This is a genomic window from Pseudonocardia abyssalis, from assembly GCF_019263705.2.
Classification (GTDB): Bacteria; Actinomycetota; Actinomycetes; order Mycobacteriales; family Pseudonocardiaceae; genus Pseudonocardia; species Pseudonocardia abyssalis.
The window spans coordinates 4,700,549-4,715,572 of record NZ_JADQDK010000001.1; the positions used below are offsets into that span (position 1 = coordinate 4,700,549).

Genomic DNA, 15,024 nt, shown 5'->3' on the forward strand with positions numbered 1-15,024 from the left:
ATCGGTCAGGCCGACGGTAGGCCCGGCGACGCACCGCCGACACCGTCATCCGCGTGAACCGTCCGGATCAGCCGGCGCGGACCTCGGCCGCGGTCGCGAGGCCACCGCCCGCGTCGGCGATCAGCCGCGCGGCCCGCTCGACGAGTTCGCGGTTGCCGGTCGGGCAGCCCAGCGGCGCGTCCTCCAGCCCGACCCGGACGTGCCCGCCCGCCCGCACCGCCGCACCGATCAGCGGCTCGATCTCCACGCCGAGCCCCGCGACCATCCACGGCGCACCGGGCGCTTCGTCGCGCAGCAGCCGCAGGTAGGTCTGCAGCGCCCACTCCCGCGGTGGGAGCCCGAAGGTGAACTGCTCGGTGAACATGAACCGGTAGACCGGCTGCGGCACCCCCGGCGACGCGCGGTGCAGTGCCGCGCCGAGCCGCAGGAAGCCGGGCTCGTAGATCGCGTACGACGGCGTCATGCGGTGCCCGGCGGCCAGGGCGAGGCCGTAGCGGACGTGCGACTCCGGGTTGGCGTAGACGAAGCCCTCCCGCCCCTGCGCGACGTCGTCGGCGAGGGAGATGTTGACCGACCCCGGGTCCACCACCGACCACTCGATCAGCCCGGCCTCCAGCAGCTTCTCGACGGCGGCGAACCGGGCGGCGGGCGAGAGCGGCTCCGCGGCGTCACCGCTGCCGGCGAACGGGATCGTCGGGCAGCAGACGACGTCCACGCGGGCCCGGATCCGTTCGATGATCGGCGCGTAGATCTCGTAGTCGTCGCGCTGGCGGCCGGTGCGCTCGTCGTAGGCGTGGAAGTGGACGACCGCCGCGCCCGCCGCCGCCGCGTCCAGTGCGTCCGCGACGATCTCGTCGGCGGTCACGGGGATGCCGGGCTGCCGGTCCCGACCCCACGGACCGTTGAGCGCTGCTTCGAGCCAGACCGTCATGGCCGCCATTCTCGAGGCCTCCGGACCGTCCAGCACAACACCCTCTTGCACTGAAGAAAATCTACAGTTACCGTTACAGCTATCCGGAGGTCGTCGGACCAGCCGATCCCCTCCGGAGCATCGCCGCCCGTTGCCGACAGGAGAGGAGTGACCCGCGATGCTCATGCGCACCGACCCGTTCCGAGAGCTGGACAGACTCACCCAGCAGGCGTTCACCACGAACCCCGGAACCTGGACCCGGCCCACCGCGATGCCGATGGACGCCTACCGCGACGGTGAACAGTTCGTCGTCTGCTTCGACCTCCCCGGGGTCGAACCCGAGGCGATCGAACTCGACGTGGAGCGCAACGTGCTGACGGTGAAGGCCGAGCGCCGCCCACGGATCACCGGCGAGCACGTGGAGATGCAGGTGGCCGAGCGGCCACTGGGCGTCTTCTCCCGGCAGCTGTTCCTGGGCGACACCCTCGATGTCGAGCACATCGACGCCGGCTACGAGGCCGGGGTTCTCACCTTGCGCATCCCCATCGCCGAGCGGGCGAAGCCGCGCAGGATCAGCATCAGGAACAGCGACGACGGGCACCGGAAGATCGACGCCTGAGACCCGTCACCCGAGGTCAGGAGGTGTTCCGCCACCAGCACATCATCACGAGCGCAACCCACGATGCGGGGCCGTGTCGACCTCATCCCCCCGGGTCGACGCGGCCCCGCCGCTCGTCGGCCTCCAGCGTGGTGATGCGAGCCCGGGCCGTGTCGAGCTCATCCTGCAGCCCCACGATCCGGGCCGCGGCGTCCAGCGTCATGCCCTCGTCGAACAGCGTCCGCACCCGCGCGGCGAGATCGAGCTGGCGTCGTGAGTACCGACGGTGGCCCCCGTCGGAGCGCTGCGGCGTGAGCACGCCTGCGGCGTCGAGGCTGCGCAGGAATGCCGGCTGCACCTCCAGCAGCTCAGCGGCCTGGCCCATCGCGTAGGCCGGGTAGTCCTCGTCGTCAAGCCGACTGGTACCCGCCACCGGCCACCCCTTTCCTCACCTCGACTCCGATCAGGACGGCGACACAGCAGGACGCGGGGTCCGACTGAGAGCCGAACCCCGCGTCGATGGGATCTTCACTGATCAAGAAGTTCGGGGGCTGTCCTGATGAGCATCCTCCGCGCGTCTCGAACCATCGCCGTCCCTGTGGCGCCTCTGACCTCCTGAGAAATCCTAAACCCGTCGATGCAGATCCTGTCAAGCCCGGGCGGCAGACTGCTGCGACATCCCCCGCACTGCACCGCGACACCGGCACGACTGGAGAACCTCACAGGGGACGCCCGCGACCTCACCGGCTCGCCCGATCCGGACCGCTCGGAGGGCCGGGCCCGCAGCCCTCGCCGCAGGGCGAATCACGACCGGCCCGGTCCGGCTGCAGATCGGCGCGGACCTCTTCCCGGCCCGTGCTTCCCGCACATGGCCGCACCCCGGCTCACCGGCCGGCCTGCATCCCGATCTCGCCGGAGGGGCGCGGCGCACGCCGACATCGGTCCGGGTGAGGTGCCGTGGACGGTCCTCCCCGTCCCCGGCGACGCGCTCTGCACACTGCACGAGTACGAGACCGGACCGATCGCGGCACTCCCTCTCGACAGCGCCGCCCGGACCGCGTCGTGCGCGGCGGCGGCACCGCACCCGCCTCCGGTCCGACCACCACTGAGTCTTGTGCGCCGACACTCCGACCACGAGTGCCACATCCTGCCCCCGGCAGCATCCGCCCGCCCTCCCGACGAGGCCTGATGGCGCGGCGACCGCGCAGCCCGGTTCGCAGATCACGAACGGCATCGACGCCCAGAGAAGTCGAACATCAGCGCCTTCACGCCGGACATGTCGCTCGGCTGGGTCACGCGGTGGCCTCCATCGGTGTGCGGTCGGAACTGGCGGGTCGCCACCGGCTACGGCTCGGCCGCCGCGAACATGTGCTGCATCCAGTACTCGAGGACCTTCGTGCTCGAGTCGCCGTCGTCAGGGCGGAGGACCCCGGTGATCGCGAGGCCGCGAAGGAAGATCAGCAAGGTCTCGAAGGCCGTCCTCGCCTGCGTCGGATCGACGCCATCCACGGCTTTCTCGAAGATCTCGCGCAGCGCCCGGCCCAGCTGGCGCTCGGGCGGCAGCAGCGCCGCACGCAGCTCGGGGTCGGTCCTGGCACTGACCCACAGCTCCAGCGCAGCCAGGAACGGCGGGCCCGACATCGCTGTGCGGATCGCCGCGACGACATGCGGGAGCGCGTCCGGTCCGGGCTCGATCTCCGCGGCAGCCGAGCGGAGCAGGACAAGGCGCTCGTCCGCGATGTGGTGGATCGCGGCTACCAGCAGGTCGGCCTTCGACGCGAAGTGATGGGTGAACGCGCCGCGTGACAGCTGCACGCGGTCCTGGATGCGCTGCGTCGTGGTGCCGGCGTAGCCGTACTCGACCAGGCAGGCGATCGCCGCTTCGAGCAGAAGCTGACGTGTCTGCTCGCGTTGCTGCTTACGGGTCAGAGTCGCTGCCACAGCCAGCAGGTTACGACGCTCCCTCGCCCTTGTCACCCGTTTCACCGACCGACTAGTCTGTCAACGAATCAGGTGCGATTGCCTACGAACCTGCCGACACGAGCTGACGCAGCGACCCTGCGGTCCGTCGCCTCCCGGCCCCGTCGTGCCTGACGTTCACCATCTCCGAGCCGCCCGGCTGACCGGAGCCTGGATCCTTCGAGGAGCAGCATGTCGACGCAGGAGTCGAGCCGCGAGTACGTCGAGCCCGAGCACGCCGTGCTCTACGAGGTCCGCGACCGCAAGGCCTATCTGACGCTCAACCGGCCGGAGCGGCTCAACGCGATCACGCACGAGATGGGACGCGAGATCGCGGCCGCGGTAGCGCGCGCGAACGAGGACCCGGCGGTCCACGTGATCATCCTGCAAGGGGCAGGCCGGGCGTTCTGCTCCGGCTACGACCTGTACCGCTATGCCGAGGACGGGGTCGATACGCAGCCGCCGGTGTGGGATCCGATCCAGGACTTCCAGATGATGAAGGCCAACACCGACAACTTCTTCAGCCTGTGGCGTTCGCTCAAGCCGACGATCGCGAAGGTCCATGGCTACGCCGTCGCCGGCGGAAGCGACATCGCGTTGTCGTGCGACCTGGTCGTGATGGCCGAGGACGCGAAGATCGGCTACATGCCTGCCCGCGTATGGGGCTGCCCGACCACCGCGATGTGGGTCTACCGGCTCGGCGCGGAGAAGGCCAAGCGGATGCTCCTGACCGGCGACAAGATCGACGGCCGCACCGCCGTCGACTGGGGACTTGTCATAGACGCCGTCCCCGCCGCCGACCTCGACTCCGCCGTCGAAGCACTCGCCGACCGCATCGCCGGCTCCCCGATCAACCAGCTCGTGATGCAGAAGATGATGGTCAACCAGGCCTACGACAACATGGGCCTGCACAGCACACAGGTCATCGCCACCCTGTTCGACGGGATCACCCGCCACTCCCCCGAGGGCCGCTGGTTCCAGGACTTCTCCGCCGAGCACGGTTTCGCCGAGGCCGTCGACTGGCGCGACTCCGGCCGCTGGATCCCCAACGGCGGCGGCCCCGTGCCGACCGCCGAGGAGATCGCGGCAGGCAGGAACAGCGCGGGCACGAGCCACTAGCGGACCGACATCGTCAGGCAAGGAGGCATGACATGACCGGAAGTTCGTACCTGCCCGCTCAGACCGACGCGAAGATCCTCGACATCACCGTAGGTGACCTCCTCCGCGAGGTCGCCGCCGCCGAGCCGGACCGCCACGCACTCATCGCCTGCGCGCCCGGCCGGACGCCACGCATCTGGACCTACCGGGCCCTGCTCGACGACGCCGAGCGCGCGGCCCAGTGGCTCCTGACGAAGTTCCGGCCCGGCGAGCACATCACCGTGTGGGCGCCCAACGTCCCGGACTGGATCCTGCTCCAGTACGGAGCCGCACTCGCCGGGCTCGTCCTTGTCACGGCCAACCCCGCGCTCCGCGCGGGCGAGCTCGAGTACGTCCTGCGACAGTCAAAGTCGGTCGGGATCGCCTACAGCGACTCATTCCGCGGCACGGACATGGCGGCGATCGCGGACGAGGTCCGGGGCCATGTGCCCGAGGTCCGTGAAGCAATCCGTTTCGACACCTGGTACTCGGACCTGCCGAACTGCTTCGGGGCCGACCAGGAGCTGCCGATCGTGGCGCCCACCGCGGCGGCGCAGCTGCAGTACACCTCCGGCACGACCGGGTTCCCCAAGGGCGCGCTGCTGCACCACCGCGGCCTCATCACCTCGGCCGCATACGTCCACGAGCGGGCCCAGTTCCCTCGTCACGGGGTCTGGGTGACCGCACTACCGCTGTTCCACACCGCGGCCTGCGCGATGTCGGTCCTCGGCACCGCGGTCAGCCGCGGAACCATCGTGGTGTGCCAGCTGTTCGACCCGACCCTCGTCCTGACGGCGCTGCAGGAGTACCGCGCCGACCTGTACGCCGGCGTGCCGGCGATGATGATCGCCTTGCTCGCGCACCCGGACTTCGAGAGCTTCGACCTCTCCTCGCTCTCCGTCGCCATCTCCGGCGGCGACGCCGTCCCGCCCGAGCTCGTCCGCGAGGTGGAACAGCGCTTCGGCGCGCGCTTCTCCACCGTCTACGGGCAGACCGAGCTCAGCCCGATCATCACCCAGACCAGCCCGGACGACACGATCGACGACAAGTGCGGCACCGTCGGCAGGCCACTGCCCAACGTCGAGATCAGCGTCGTGGCGCCCGGAACCACCGACCCCGTCGCCATCGGCGAGCAGGGCGAGATCTGCGCGCGCGGCTACCAGGCCATGCTCGGGTACTTCGACATGCCCGAGCAGACCGCCCAGACGATCGACGCCACGGGCTGGCTCCACACCGGCGATCTGGGCGTGCTCGACGAGCGCGGCTACCTGCGCGTCACCGGCCGGATCAAGGACATGATCATCCGAGGCGGGGAGAACATCTACCCTCGCGAGATCGAGGCAGTGCTCACCGATCACCCGGCGGTGGCCGGCGCCATCGTCGTCGGCGTCCCCGACGCGCAGTGGGGCGAGATCGTCGCCGCGATCATCGAACCGAGCGACGCCGCGAACCCGCCGACGGCGAAGGAGCTGCACGACATCGTCCGCAGTCGGCTCGCCCCGGCCAAGACCCCCCGGGACTGGTACCTGAGCGGACAGATGCCCGTCAACGCGATGGGCAAGCTGCAGAAGTTCGTCCTGCGTGAGCAGATCACCGCCGAGCGGCTCGACCGGCTGCCGGAGAAATGACGATGAGTCTCGACCTCGATGGCGCGGGCGTGGTCATCACCGGCGGTGGCGCGGGGATCGGCGCTGCTCTCGCGCGGGCCTTCGCCGCTCGCGGGGCCCGCGTTGTCGTCGGCGATCTCGACGAGCGGGCAGCCACCGCCGTCGCGGAGCAGGTCGGCGGGCTCGCGGTCGGTGGCGATGCCGCCACTGCGGACGGTATCGACCGGCTGCTGGACGCCGCGCACGCCCGTCTCGGCACGATCGACCTCTACTGCGCCAATGCCGGCATCGCACCCCACGGCGGACCGGACGCGCCCGAGCAGCTCTGGAGCGCGGCGTGGGAGGTCAACGTGATGGCGCATGTCCGCGCGGCGCAGCGGCTGCTCCCTAGCTGGCTCGATCGCGGCCAAGGCCGGTTCCTCGCGACCGTCTCTGCCGCCGGCCTGCTGACGATGCTCGGCTCGGCCCCGTACTCCGTCAGCAAGCACGCTGCTCTCGCGTTCGCCGAATGGCTCTCGGCGACCTACCGGCACCGCGGGATCACCGTCCAGGCGCTGTGCCCGCAGGGCGTGCGAACCGACATGCTCGCAAACGCCGAACCCGATGAGCAGCTGATCATGAACGAGGGCGCGATCGAGCCGGAGACTGTCGCCGAGCTCGTCGTCGACGCGCTCGGCGACGACCGCTTCCTGATCCTGCCGCACCCCGAGGTGGCCGAGTTCTATCGCAGCCGTGCCTCCGACACCGACCGCTGGATCGGTGGCATGAACAGGCTGCAGCAGAAGATCGAACGCGCCACCTGAGCTCCGGCGATCGCCCCATCATCGATCCCCGACCCCGAGGACACTTCGTGCCCAGCACCTTGTTCGACCTCTCCGGCAACACCGCCGTCGTCACTGGCGGCACCAGCGGCATCGGCATCATGGTGGCCCGCGGTCTGCTCGACGCCGGCGCGAAGGTCGTCATCAGCTCACGCAAGCCGGACGGTTGCGCGGCCGCCGTGCGAGAGCTCGCCGATGTCGGCGACGTCCACGCGATCCCCGCCGACCTCAGCAGCGAGGCCGAGTGCGTCCGCCTGGCCGACGAGGTCGCCCGGCAGAGCGGCGGCACCCACATCCTCGTCAACAACGCGGGAGCGAACTGGGCCGCGCCGCTCGCGGAGTTCCCTGCCGCCGCGTGGGACAAGGTGCTCGACCTGAACTTGAAGTCGCCGTTCTTCCTCACGCGGGCCTTCCTGCCTGCGCTGGAAGAGACCGCCACCGGTGACGACCCAGCCCGCGTCATCAACGTCGGCTCGATCGACGGGCTGCACGTCCCGCACATGAGCACCTACGCGTACTCGTCGAGCAAGGCCGCGCTGCACCACCTCACGCGCGTCCTCGCTGCCGAGCTCGGACCGCGGGGGATCACGGTCAACGCGGTGGCGCCCGGTCCGTTCGCCTCCGAGATGATGGCTGCGACCCTCGACACGGACGGCGACCGGATCGCCGCGATGTCTCCTCTCGGGCGTATCGGACGCCCGGACGACATGGCCGGCGTCGTCACCTACCTAGCCTCACGCGCTGGCGCGTACGTGACGGGGGCGGTCATTCCTGTGGACGGCGGAATCTCTACAACGCTCTAGGAACTTCAGCTTGTCGGTGACGGTCGCCATACTCAGTGACTGTGGCTGCGCAGCTCCGGTTTCCAGCGTGGGTGGTTCCTCCGCCTCATGCCGTGGAGGAGTGTTCGCGGGTCGTTGATCGCCGCATGGAGCTCGGAAAACGATCAGGCCCTGACCGTTGATGCTGGTCAGGGCCTGTGTCGTGGTGGTGCGCCCGAAGGGATTCGAACCCCTAACCTTCTGATCCGTAGTCAGATGCTCTATCCGTTGAGCTACGGGCGCCCTGTGTTGCGTGTGCTTGTCTTCAGTTGTGAACCTCGGCAGCCTAACAGGCCACGTCGGAGCGGAGGCTCCGGGATTTGAACCCGGGATGGGGGGTTACCCCAAACCGCATTAGCAGTGCGGCGCCATAGACCAGACTAGGCGAAGCCTCCCGAAGCCGTACCTGGGCAACCTTACTAGATCCCCTCGCAGCCCTTCACGACCCCCCGGGCGCGAGCGCGAGGAAGGGGGTCAGGGCGTCGGGGTTCTGCAGCGCGCCCCTGCTCACGGCCTTGTCCGGGGCGACGCCGGCGAGGATCTTCTTGACGGGCACCTCGCACTTCTTGCCGTTGAGCGTGCGCGGGATCGCGTCGACGAGGACGAACCGGTCGGGCACGTGCCGCGGCGAGAGCTCCGTGCGCAGGGCCTTGCGCAGGTCGGGCTCGACGTCCTCCAGCGACGCCCCGGGCGCCAGCACCAGGAAGCACAGCAGGGCGCCCTCGTCCTTGGCCCCGAGCTCAGTGGTGTCGATGACGAGGGCGTCCGCGACGGACTCGAACGCCTCGACGACGGCGTAGAAGTCGGCGGTGCCCATGCGGACGCCACCGCGGTTGAGGGTGGAGTCGCTGCGACCGTAGATGACGTAGGAGCCGCGGGGGGTGCGGCGGACCCAGTCGCCGTGACGCCACACGCCGGGGAACTCGTCGAAGTAGGCCTCCCGCAGCCGTGAGCCGTCGGGGTCGTTCCAGAACATCACCGGCATCGACGGCGTGGGCTGCGTGATGACCAGCTCGCCCACCTCGTCGACGAGCTCCTGACCCTTCTCGTCGTAGGCGACGACGGCTGCACCCAGTGCGGCGCAGGAGATCTCGCCCATCCAGACGGGCACGTTCGGGGCGGAGCCGACGAAGGCCGCGCACACGTCGGTGCCGCCGGAGACCGAGCAGATCTGGATGTGCTCGCCGACCGCGTCACCGACCCAGCGGAACCCGTCCTCGGACAGCGGCGCCCCTGTCGACCCGATGGCGCGCAGGGCGGAGAGGTCGAACTGGTCGCGCGGGCGCAGGCCGGCCTTGAGCGAGGCCTGGATGTAGGGGGCGGACACCCCGAAGTACGTGACGCCGTGCCGCTCCGCGAGCTTCCACAGCGCGCCGAGGTCGGGATGGCCGGGGTTGCCGTCGTAGAGCACCACGGTGGAGCCGACGAGGAGCCCGCCGATGAGCAGGTTCCACATCATCCAGCCGGTGGTGGTGAACCAGAAGAACCGCTCGCCCGGCCCGAGCTCCATCTGCAGCCCGAGCGCCTTCATGTGCTCCAGCACGATGCCGCCGTGCCCGTGCACGATGCCCTTGGGCAGGCCGGTCGTGCCCGAGGAGTAGAGCACCCACAGCGGGTGGTCGAACGGCACCGGCTCGAACTCCAGCGGCGCCTGCTCGCCGGTGAACTCCGCCCACGGCGTGGTGCCGTCGAGGGTCTCGCCGAGGTACGGGATCAGCACGGTCTCGCGGACGGTCGTGAGCTGCGCCTGCAGCGCTGTGACGGTCTTGCGGACGTCGTAGCGCTTGCCCCCGTAGACGTAGCCGTCGACGGCGACGAGCACGACCGGCTCGATCTGCGCGAAGCGGTCGTGGACGGCGCGGGCACCGAAGTCGGGAGAGCACGACGACCAGATCGCCCCGAGGCTCGCGGCCGCCAGGAACGCGACCAGCGTCTCGGTGGAGTTCGGGGCCAGCGCGACGACCCGGTCCCCCACTCCGACGCCCGCGCGCACCAGGCCGGCGCGGGCGCGCCCGACGGCGTCACGCAGCTCGGCGTGGGTGACCGTACGTTCCAGGCCGTCCTCCCGGGCGAACAGGACGGCGACGTCGTCGTCCTCGCGGCCGGGGCCGGGCGTCAGCGCGTGCTCGGCGTAGTTCAGCGTGGAGCCGGGGAACCACTCCGCGCCGGGCATCTCGCGCGAGCCGAGCACCGCCGTGGGCTGCGTCCGGAACCGCACCCCGAGGAACTCCGCGACCGCGGACCAGAACCCGTCCAGGTCCTCGGTGGACCAGCGCTGCAGCGCGGCGTAGTCGGACGCCTCGACGCCCCGATGCTCGCCCAGCCACGCGGTGAAGGCGGCGAGCGGTCCGGAGTGGTCGGCGTCGGGAGCCCACAGGACGGCGGGGGTCTCGGACATGGCGCCAGCATGCAATCCGCGGCGCCCGCGCGCCAGGGAGGAGCGCACACATCACCGCGGGGCGGCATGTGGCGCGGACCCGTGGCCCGCGAGGACGGTCAGCGCAGGTGGCTGTCGAACCAGTTCAGCGTGCGCTGCCAGGCGTCCGCGGCGGAGTCGGGATCGGCGTCGAAGCGGTAGCCCGTGCGCGGGTAGACCACCAGGTCGGTGGCCTGCTCCGACTTCGCGGCGGCGTTGCGCAGCTGCTCGATCTCCGGGTCCCGTTCGCCCGCGGTGTCCTCGCCGTAGATGCCGAGCCACGGGCAGGTGAGGCCCGGGGCCGCGTCGACGAGTGCGGGGAGGCCGCTGGACGGCGTCTCCACGATCCCCTCCCCCGCGACGGTGACGGCCGCACCGAGCGTGCGCTTCGCCGCCACCAGCAGGGCGACGGAGCCGCCCAGGTCGAACCCGATGACGCCCATCCGGTCGGAGGAGATGTCGTGGTCGGCGAGCCAGCCGAACGCGGTGTCGGTGTCGGCCATGACCTGTTCGCCCTCGAGGCGGTCGACCTGTTCCTGCACCTGGCCGTCGTCGCCGTCCACCTCGTCGGCGCCGTCGCGGTGGTACAGATGGGGGGCCACGGTGAGCCATCCGTCGGCGGCCAGGCCGCTGACCAGGCCTCTCACGGTGTCCGTGACACCGCGCGCCTCGTGGAGCACGACGATCCCCCCGCGGACCGAGCTGACCGGCTCGGCGACGGTGAGCCGCAACGCGCTTCCGTCGACCAGGGGTACGGTCTCCGTGCGGATGTCGGTCATGCCTCTACCCTGGCACGACACCCCCGGTCCGGGCGGACCGGGCGGCTTATGGTGATCCTTGTGACCACGATCCGTGCCGACCTCGCCGGCCTTCCCGCCTACGTCCCCGGCCGCACGATCCCGGGTGCGATCAAGCTCGCGAGCAACGAGGTCCCGCACCCGCCGACGGCCCCCGTTCTCGCGGCGATCGCCGAGGCCGCCGCGGCCGGCAACCGGTACCCCGACCTCGCGACGGTCGGTCTCACGGCGCGCATCGCGCAGGCCCTCGGCGTCGGGCCGGAGCGGATCGCCACCGGGTGCGGCTCCGTGAGCATCTGCCAGCAGCTGGTGCAGGCCACCTGCCTGCACCCGGAGGACGAGGTGGTGTTCGCCTGGCGCTCGTTCGAGGCGTACCCGATCGTCACGCAGATCGGGGGGGCGACGGCCCGCACCGTCCCGCTCACCGACGACTTCCGCCACGACCTCGACGCCATGGCCGCCGCCGTCGGGCCGCGCACGCGGCTGGTGATGGTGTGCAGCCCCAACAACCCGACGGGCACCGTCGTCACCCGGGCGGAGCTGGCGGCCTTCCTCACCGCGGTCGGCCCGGACGTGGTCGTCGCGTTCGACGAGGCCTACCGCGAGTACGTCACCGACCCGGACGCCGCCGACGGCCTGTCCCTGATCGACGCCCACCCCAACCTCGTCGTCCTGCGCACCTTCTCCAAGGCCTACCGGCTCGCGGCGCTGCGGGTCGGCTACGCGGTCGCCTCCCCCGAGGTCGCCACCGCACTGCGGAAGGTGTGCGCGCCGTTCAGCGTCAGCTCGGTGGCGCAGGCCGGCGCGATCGCCGCCCTCGACCATGCCGACGAACTGCTGGCGGCGTGCGCCGAGGTCGTCACCGAACGGGTGCGCGTGCGCGACGCCCTGCTCGCCGCCGGTTTCACGGTGCCGCCGACCCAGGCCAACTTCGTGTGGCTCGCCCTCGGTGACCGCACGGCCGACTTCGCCGCCCACTGCCTGGACCACAAGGTCGTGGTGCGCCCGTTCCATCCCGACGGCGTGCGGGTCACGGTCTCGACACCGGCCGAGAACGATGCGTTCCTCGATGCGGCGATCACGTTCCCGCGGTGAGCTGATCTGCGGTTCAATGGGGTCATGAGCTCCTACCCACCGCCCGGATCGTCCTGGCCGCAGGGTTCCGGCTCGGGCGAGCTCGTCCCGTCCGAGGACCGGAACTGGGCGGTCGGTGCCCACATCGGCAGCTTCGTCGCCGCCTACGTCGCGCTCGGCCTGATCGCCCCGCTGATCGTGCTGCTGGTGCGCGGCGGGCAGTCGCCGTTCGTGCGGCGGCAGGCCGTGGAGTCGCTCAACTTCCAGCTCAACGCACTGGTCATCATCGCGGTCGGGTGGCTGCTGGCGATCGTGCTGATCGGGTTCGCGATCCTGGCCGTCTACGGCGTCTTCTACGTCATCTGCGTCGTGCTGGCGACGATCAAGGCGTCGCAGGGCGAGGACTTCCGCTACCCCCTCACCGTTCGCCTGATCAGCTGATCCCGGACACACGAACGGCCCGGTCCCTCGGGGGACCGGGCCGTTCGCCGTGCGGATGTCAGCTGCGGACGCCGCGCTTGCCGTAGATCCCGGCGACGGCCGTGACACCGACCGCGGCCACGATGATCTGGATGATCAGCTCGAGCCAGTCGATGCCGTTGGTGTCGGCGATGCCGAACAGACGGGCGATGTACGTGCCGATGAAGGCGGCCACGATGCCGACCAGGATGGTCAGCCAGATCGGGATGTTCTGCTTGCCCGGCGCCACCAGCCGGCCGACGAAGCCGAGGATCGCGCCGATGATGATGGCCTGGATGATGTTGATGATCACGTGTTCTCCCGACGGATGTGAGCGAGCCGGCAATCTCTGCTCGTGTCCGCATTGGATAGCACCACCGGCCCCGCTGCGGCCCGCCGAAAGGCAGACACGACCGAAGCGTTATCGGAACGACGTCACCCGTTCAGCCGAACGTTGCTCGACACCTCAGGGCTCCAGCACGTACCCCGCACCGCGGACCGTGCGGATCCGCTCCGGTCCGATCTTGCGGCGCAGGTAGGAGATGTAGACCTGCACGAGGTTGGCCGACGCCGGCTCCGACCACACCTCGCGCGCCAACCGGTCGGGCGACACGACCTGCCCCGGGTCGGCGAGCATCGCCATCAGCAGGGCGAACTCGGTGGGCGAGAGAGAGACCATCTGACCGTCGACGGTGACGTCCCCGAACTCGGTGTCGACGACGAGCTCCCCGTGCCGGAGCACCGCGTGGTCGAGCGCCGGGCCCAGCCGCAGCCGCAGGCGGATGCGCGCGGCGAGCTCGTCGACGGCGAAGGGCCGCAGCACGTAGTCGTCGCGGTCGCCGCGGAGCTGGTGCAGCAGGCCCGCCCGGCGTTCACGCGGGGTGACCGCGATGACCGGGACGCCCGGCGCCTCGTTCTGCACGGCGGCGAGCACCGAGGCCTGGTCGGGCCCGGGCAGTTCCACGTCGAGGACGATCAGCGCTGGGTCACGGGCGCGGATGGCGTCGAGCACGCCGATCCCGTGGCCGACGGGGCTGACGCTGACGCCGTCGGCCCGCAACGCGCGCAGCACGGAGGCTGACGCTGCCGTCGGGAGCAGCGCCAGCAGGACGTGATCGACCTGGGGCACGGGCACGCGTTGCTGGGGAATGACCGGCACGTACGTGGACGCACCCCCTGGGGGAGCAGCAGGGAGCATCGGCGGTCACTCTGCCTCATCCCCGACCGGAGTAACAATCCGCTAACGGAGCGATATCACCCGTCGGCACGGTCATCGTGACGCAGAGCTGAGAACCCGGCTACGCCGAACGGAGTACCGAACACCCACCCGAGTAGCGATCGAGCGCGTTCCGGCGCTCCTCGACGACCTGTTGGCGCGTACGCGCAACCCTCCCTCTCAGGTTCACCGATCACAGGGCGTCATCTTCCTACTGTTCCGACCCATGCGACGGAAACCCTCCGCTGAGGTCGGTCGCTCGGAGACCACCGCCGAGCTGATCGCCCGCATCAGCGCCGAGCGTGCCGCCCCGGTGGAGTCCACGGGCCGGCACGCCGTCCTCACCGCGCCCCCGCGGACGACGGCGACCCGGGCCGAGCCGGACCTCCGGCGTCCGCGCCGGCCTGCGGCCGACCGCGTGCCCACCCCGCCCACCGACACCCGGATGCGGCAGTCCCCCGTCGACGACGAGTCGCCGGCAGAGCGCACCGGGCCGATCGACCTGCCCGGGCTCCCGGCCCAGCACACCGCAGCCGACCACGTGCCGCGGCGGGCCGTCGACGACGACGTCCTCGCCGACCCCACGGCCGACGAGACCCCGACGACCGTGCTGCATCTCCTCGCCCCGGACCCGCCCCCGACGCGGCGCCCGGTACGGATGCTGGTGACGGGTGCGCTGGTGGCCGTCGCGATGGTCGTCGTGGGCGCCGCTGCCGCCGGCTGGTTCGGGGGGACGACCCCGAACGCCCCGGCCCGGCTCACCACGGTGAGCGACGGCGTGGTCCCGGAGCCCGGTCCGACCGGACCGACGGTGCCCGCGCCCGTCAACGGGGAACCGCCTCGCGCGCCGGAACCCGCCGCCGACGTGCAGCTGACCGGCGGCGCCGTGCCGCCCGCCGACAGCGGATACGGCTACTGACGCACCCGTCCCGCCCGGCGCTCCCCAACGGGCGGGACGGGTGCGGTCAGATCGCGCGCTTGCTGTGCGGGCGCGGCCCGCGGGTGCCGCGGACCGGGTCGCCCTGCGGGCCGACGTGGCCGGGCTGTGCGGGCGTGCGGGCCCTCTTGCGGCGGTCGGCGCGGTTGAGCGGGGCCTCCGGCTCCTCCGGCGTCTCGACGCCGTCGGTGTTCTCGGGCTCGGACGTACTGGGCTTCTCGGACATGACGACCTCCGGTGGAGTGGGCGACGGCAGCGGTGGCGGATCAGGA

16 protein-coding genes and 2 tRNA genes are annotated in these 15,024 nt (G+C 70.9%); 8 read left to right on the forward strand and 10 right to left on the reverse strand.

Annotated features, from left to right (window positions below; genetic code table 11):
- Positions 1-67: 67 nt before the first annotated feature.
- Positions 68-931: a beta-keto acid cleavage family enzyme gene (locus I4I81_RS22925; protein ID WP_218616314.1), complete on the reverse strand. Its 864-nt coding sequence runs from the start codon at positions 929-931 to the stop codon at positions 68-70.
- A gap of 157 nt (positions 932-1,088) precedes the next feature.
- Between I4I81_RS22925 and I4I81_RS22930 the strand changes: the two genes are divergently transcribed.
- A complete protein-coding gene (locus I4I81_RS22930; protein ID WP_218603587.1) occupies positions 1,089-1,529 on the forward strand; it encodes an Hsp20/alpha crystallin family protein in 441 nt (146 codons plus the stop codon).
- 82 nt (positions 1,530-1,611) lie between these two features.
- On the opposite strand, the gene I4I81_RS22935 is transcribed toward I4I81_RS22930, so the two are convergent.
- Together I4I81_RS22935 and I4I81_RS22940 are read right to left on the reverse strand one after the other, a co-directional pair.
- Entirely contained in the window at positions 1,612-1,893 is a 282-nt protein-coding gene (locus tag I4I81_RS22935) for a MerR family transcriptional regulator (RefSeq protein WP_218603597.1), read from the reverse strand.
- A 959-nt stretch (positions 1,894-2,852) separates the two neighbouring features.
- Complete coding sequence (locus I4I81_RS22940; RefSeq protein ID WP_218603588.1) at positions 2,853-3,449, reverse strand: TetR/AcrR family transcriptional regulator; 597 nt, start codon at positions 3,447-3,449, stop codon at positions 2,853-2,855.
- 210 nt (positions 3,450-3,659) lie between these two features.
- On the opposite strand from I4I81_RS22940, the gene I4I81_RS22945 reads away from it, so the two are divergent.
- The 4 genes from I4I81_RS22945 to I4I81_RS22960 are packed head-to-tail and all read left to right on the forward strand — an operon-like array spanning position 3,660 to position 7,835.
- The gene (locus I4I81_RS22945; RefSeq protein ID WP_218603589.1) at positions 3,660-4,586 is read left to right on the forward strand and encodes a crotonase/enoyl-CoA hydratase family protein; all 927 of its coding nucleotides are present in this window, start codon (positions 3,660-3,662) and stop codon (positions 4,584-4,586) included.
- A gap of 32 nt (positions 4,587-4,618) precedes the next feature.
- Entirely contained in the window at positions 4,619-6,232 is a 1,614-nt protein-coding gene (locus I4I81_RS22950; RefSeq protein WP_218603590.1) for an AMP-binding protein, read from the forward strand.
- A 2-nt stretch (positions 6,233-6,234) separates the two neighbouring features.
- Complete coding sequence (locus tag I4I81_RS22955; RefSeq protein WP_218603591.1) at positions 6,235-7,014, forward strand: SDR family NAD(P)-dependent oxidoreductase; 780 nt, start codon at positions 6,235-6,237, stop codon at positions 7,012-7,014.
- 47 nt (positions 7,015-7,061) lie between these two features.
- On the forward strand, positions 7,062-7,835 hold the full coding sequence (locus I4I81_RS22960; RefSeq protein WP_218603592.1) for an SDR family oxidoreductase: 774 nt from the start codon (positions 7,062-7,064) through the stop codon (positions 7,833-7,835).
- Positions 7,836-8,020: 185 nt separating this feature from the next.
- On the opposite strand, the gene I4I81_RS22965 is transcribed toward I4I81_RS22960, so the two are convergent.
- The 4 genes from I4I81_RS22965 to I4I81_RS22980 all read right to left on the reverse strand — a co-directional run bounded on the left by I4I81_RS22965 (position 8,021) and on the right by I4I81_RS22980 (position 11,048).
- A tRNA-Arg gene (locus I4I81_RS22965) sits at positions 8,021-8,096 on the reverse strand.
- A 62-nt stretch (positions 8,097-8,158) separates the two neighbouring features.
- Positions 8,159-8,248, reverse strand: a tRNA-Ser gene (locus I4I81_RS22970).
- A gap of 44 nt (positions 8,249-8,292) precedes the next feature.
- On the reverse strand, positions 8,293-10,251 hold the full coding sequence (locus tag I4I81_RS22975; protein ID WP_218603593.1) for an acetoacetate--CoA ligase: 1,959 nt from the start codon (positions 10,249-10,251) through the stop codon (positions 8,293-8,295).
- Positions 10,252-10,349: 98 nt separating this feature from the next.
- Positions 10,350-11,048 (reverse strand): dienelactone hydrolase family protein, encoded by a 699-nt coding sequence (locus tag I4I81_RS22980; RefSeq protein WP_218603594.1) that lies wholly within the window; start codon positions 11,046-11,048, stop codon positions 10,350-10,352.
- A gap of 48 nt (positions 11,049-11,096) precedes the next feature.
- On the opposite strand from I4I81_RS22980, the gene hisC reads away from it, so the two are divergent.
- Together hisC and I4I81_RS22990 are read left to right on the forward strand one after the other, a co-directional pair.
- Positions 11,097-12,161 (forward strand): histidinol-phosphate transaminase, encoded by a 1,065-nt coding sequence (gene hisC, locus I4I81_RS22985; RefSeq protein WP_218603595.1) that lies wholly within the window; start codon positions 11,097-11,099, stop codon positions 12,159-12,161.
- Positions 12,162-12,185: 24 nt separating this feature from the next.
- Positions 12,186-12,581 carry a DUF4870 domain-containing protein gene (locus I4I81_RS22990; RefSeq protein WP_218616315.1) on the forward strand — a complete coding sequence of 132 codons (396 nt, stop codon included), beginning with the start codon at positions 12,186-12,188 and terminating at the stop codon, positions 12,579-12,581.
- A 58-nt stretch (positions 12,582-12,639) separates the two neighbouring features.
- On the opposite strand, the gene I4I81_RS22995 is transcribed toward I4I81_RS22990, so the two are convergent.
- Complete coding sequence (locus tag I4I81_RS22995; protein WP_218616316.1) at positions 12,640-12,912, reverse strand: GlsB/YeaQ/YmgE family stress response membrane protein; 273 nt, start codon at positions 12,910-12,912, stop codon at positions 12,640-12,642.
- A gap of 153 nt (positions 12,913-13,065) precedes the next feature.
- The gene (locus I4I81_RS23000) at positions 13,066-13,728 is read right to left on the reverse strand and encodes a response regulator transcription factor (protein ID WP_226363520.1); all 663 of its coding nucleotides are present in this window, start codon (positions 13,726-13,728) and stop codon (positions 13,066-13,068) included.
- 313 nt (positions 13,729-14,041) lie between these two features.
- On the opposite strand from I4I81_RS23000, the gene I4I81_RS23005 reads away from it, so the two are divergent.
- Entirely contained in the window at positions 14,042-14,734 is a 693-nt protein-coding gene (locus tag I4I81_RS23005) for a hypothetical protein (protein WP_218616318.1), read from the forward strand.
- 46 nt (positions 14,735-14,780) lie between these two features.
- Here I4I81_RS23005 and I4I81_RS23010 read toward each other — a convergent pair whose 3' ends face one another.
- Positions 14,781-14,978, reverse strand: coding sequence for a hypothetical protein (locus tag I4I81_RS23010; protein WP_218616319.1), 198 nt, complete (start codon positions 14,976-14,978; stop codon positions 14,781-14,783).
- Positions 14,979-15,024: the final 46 nt, after the last annotated feature.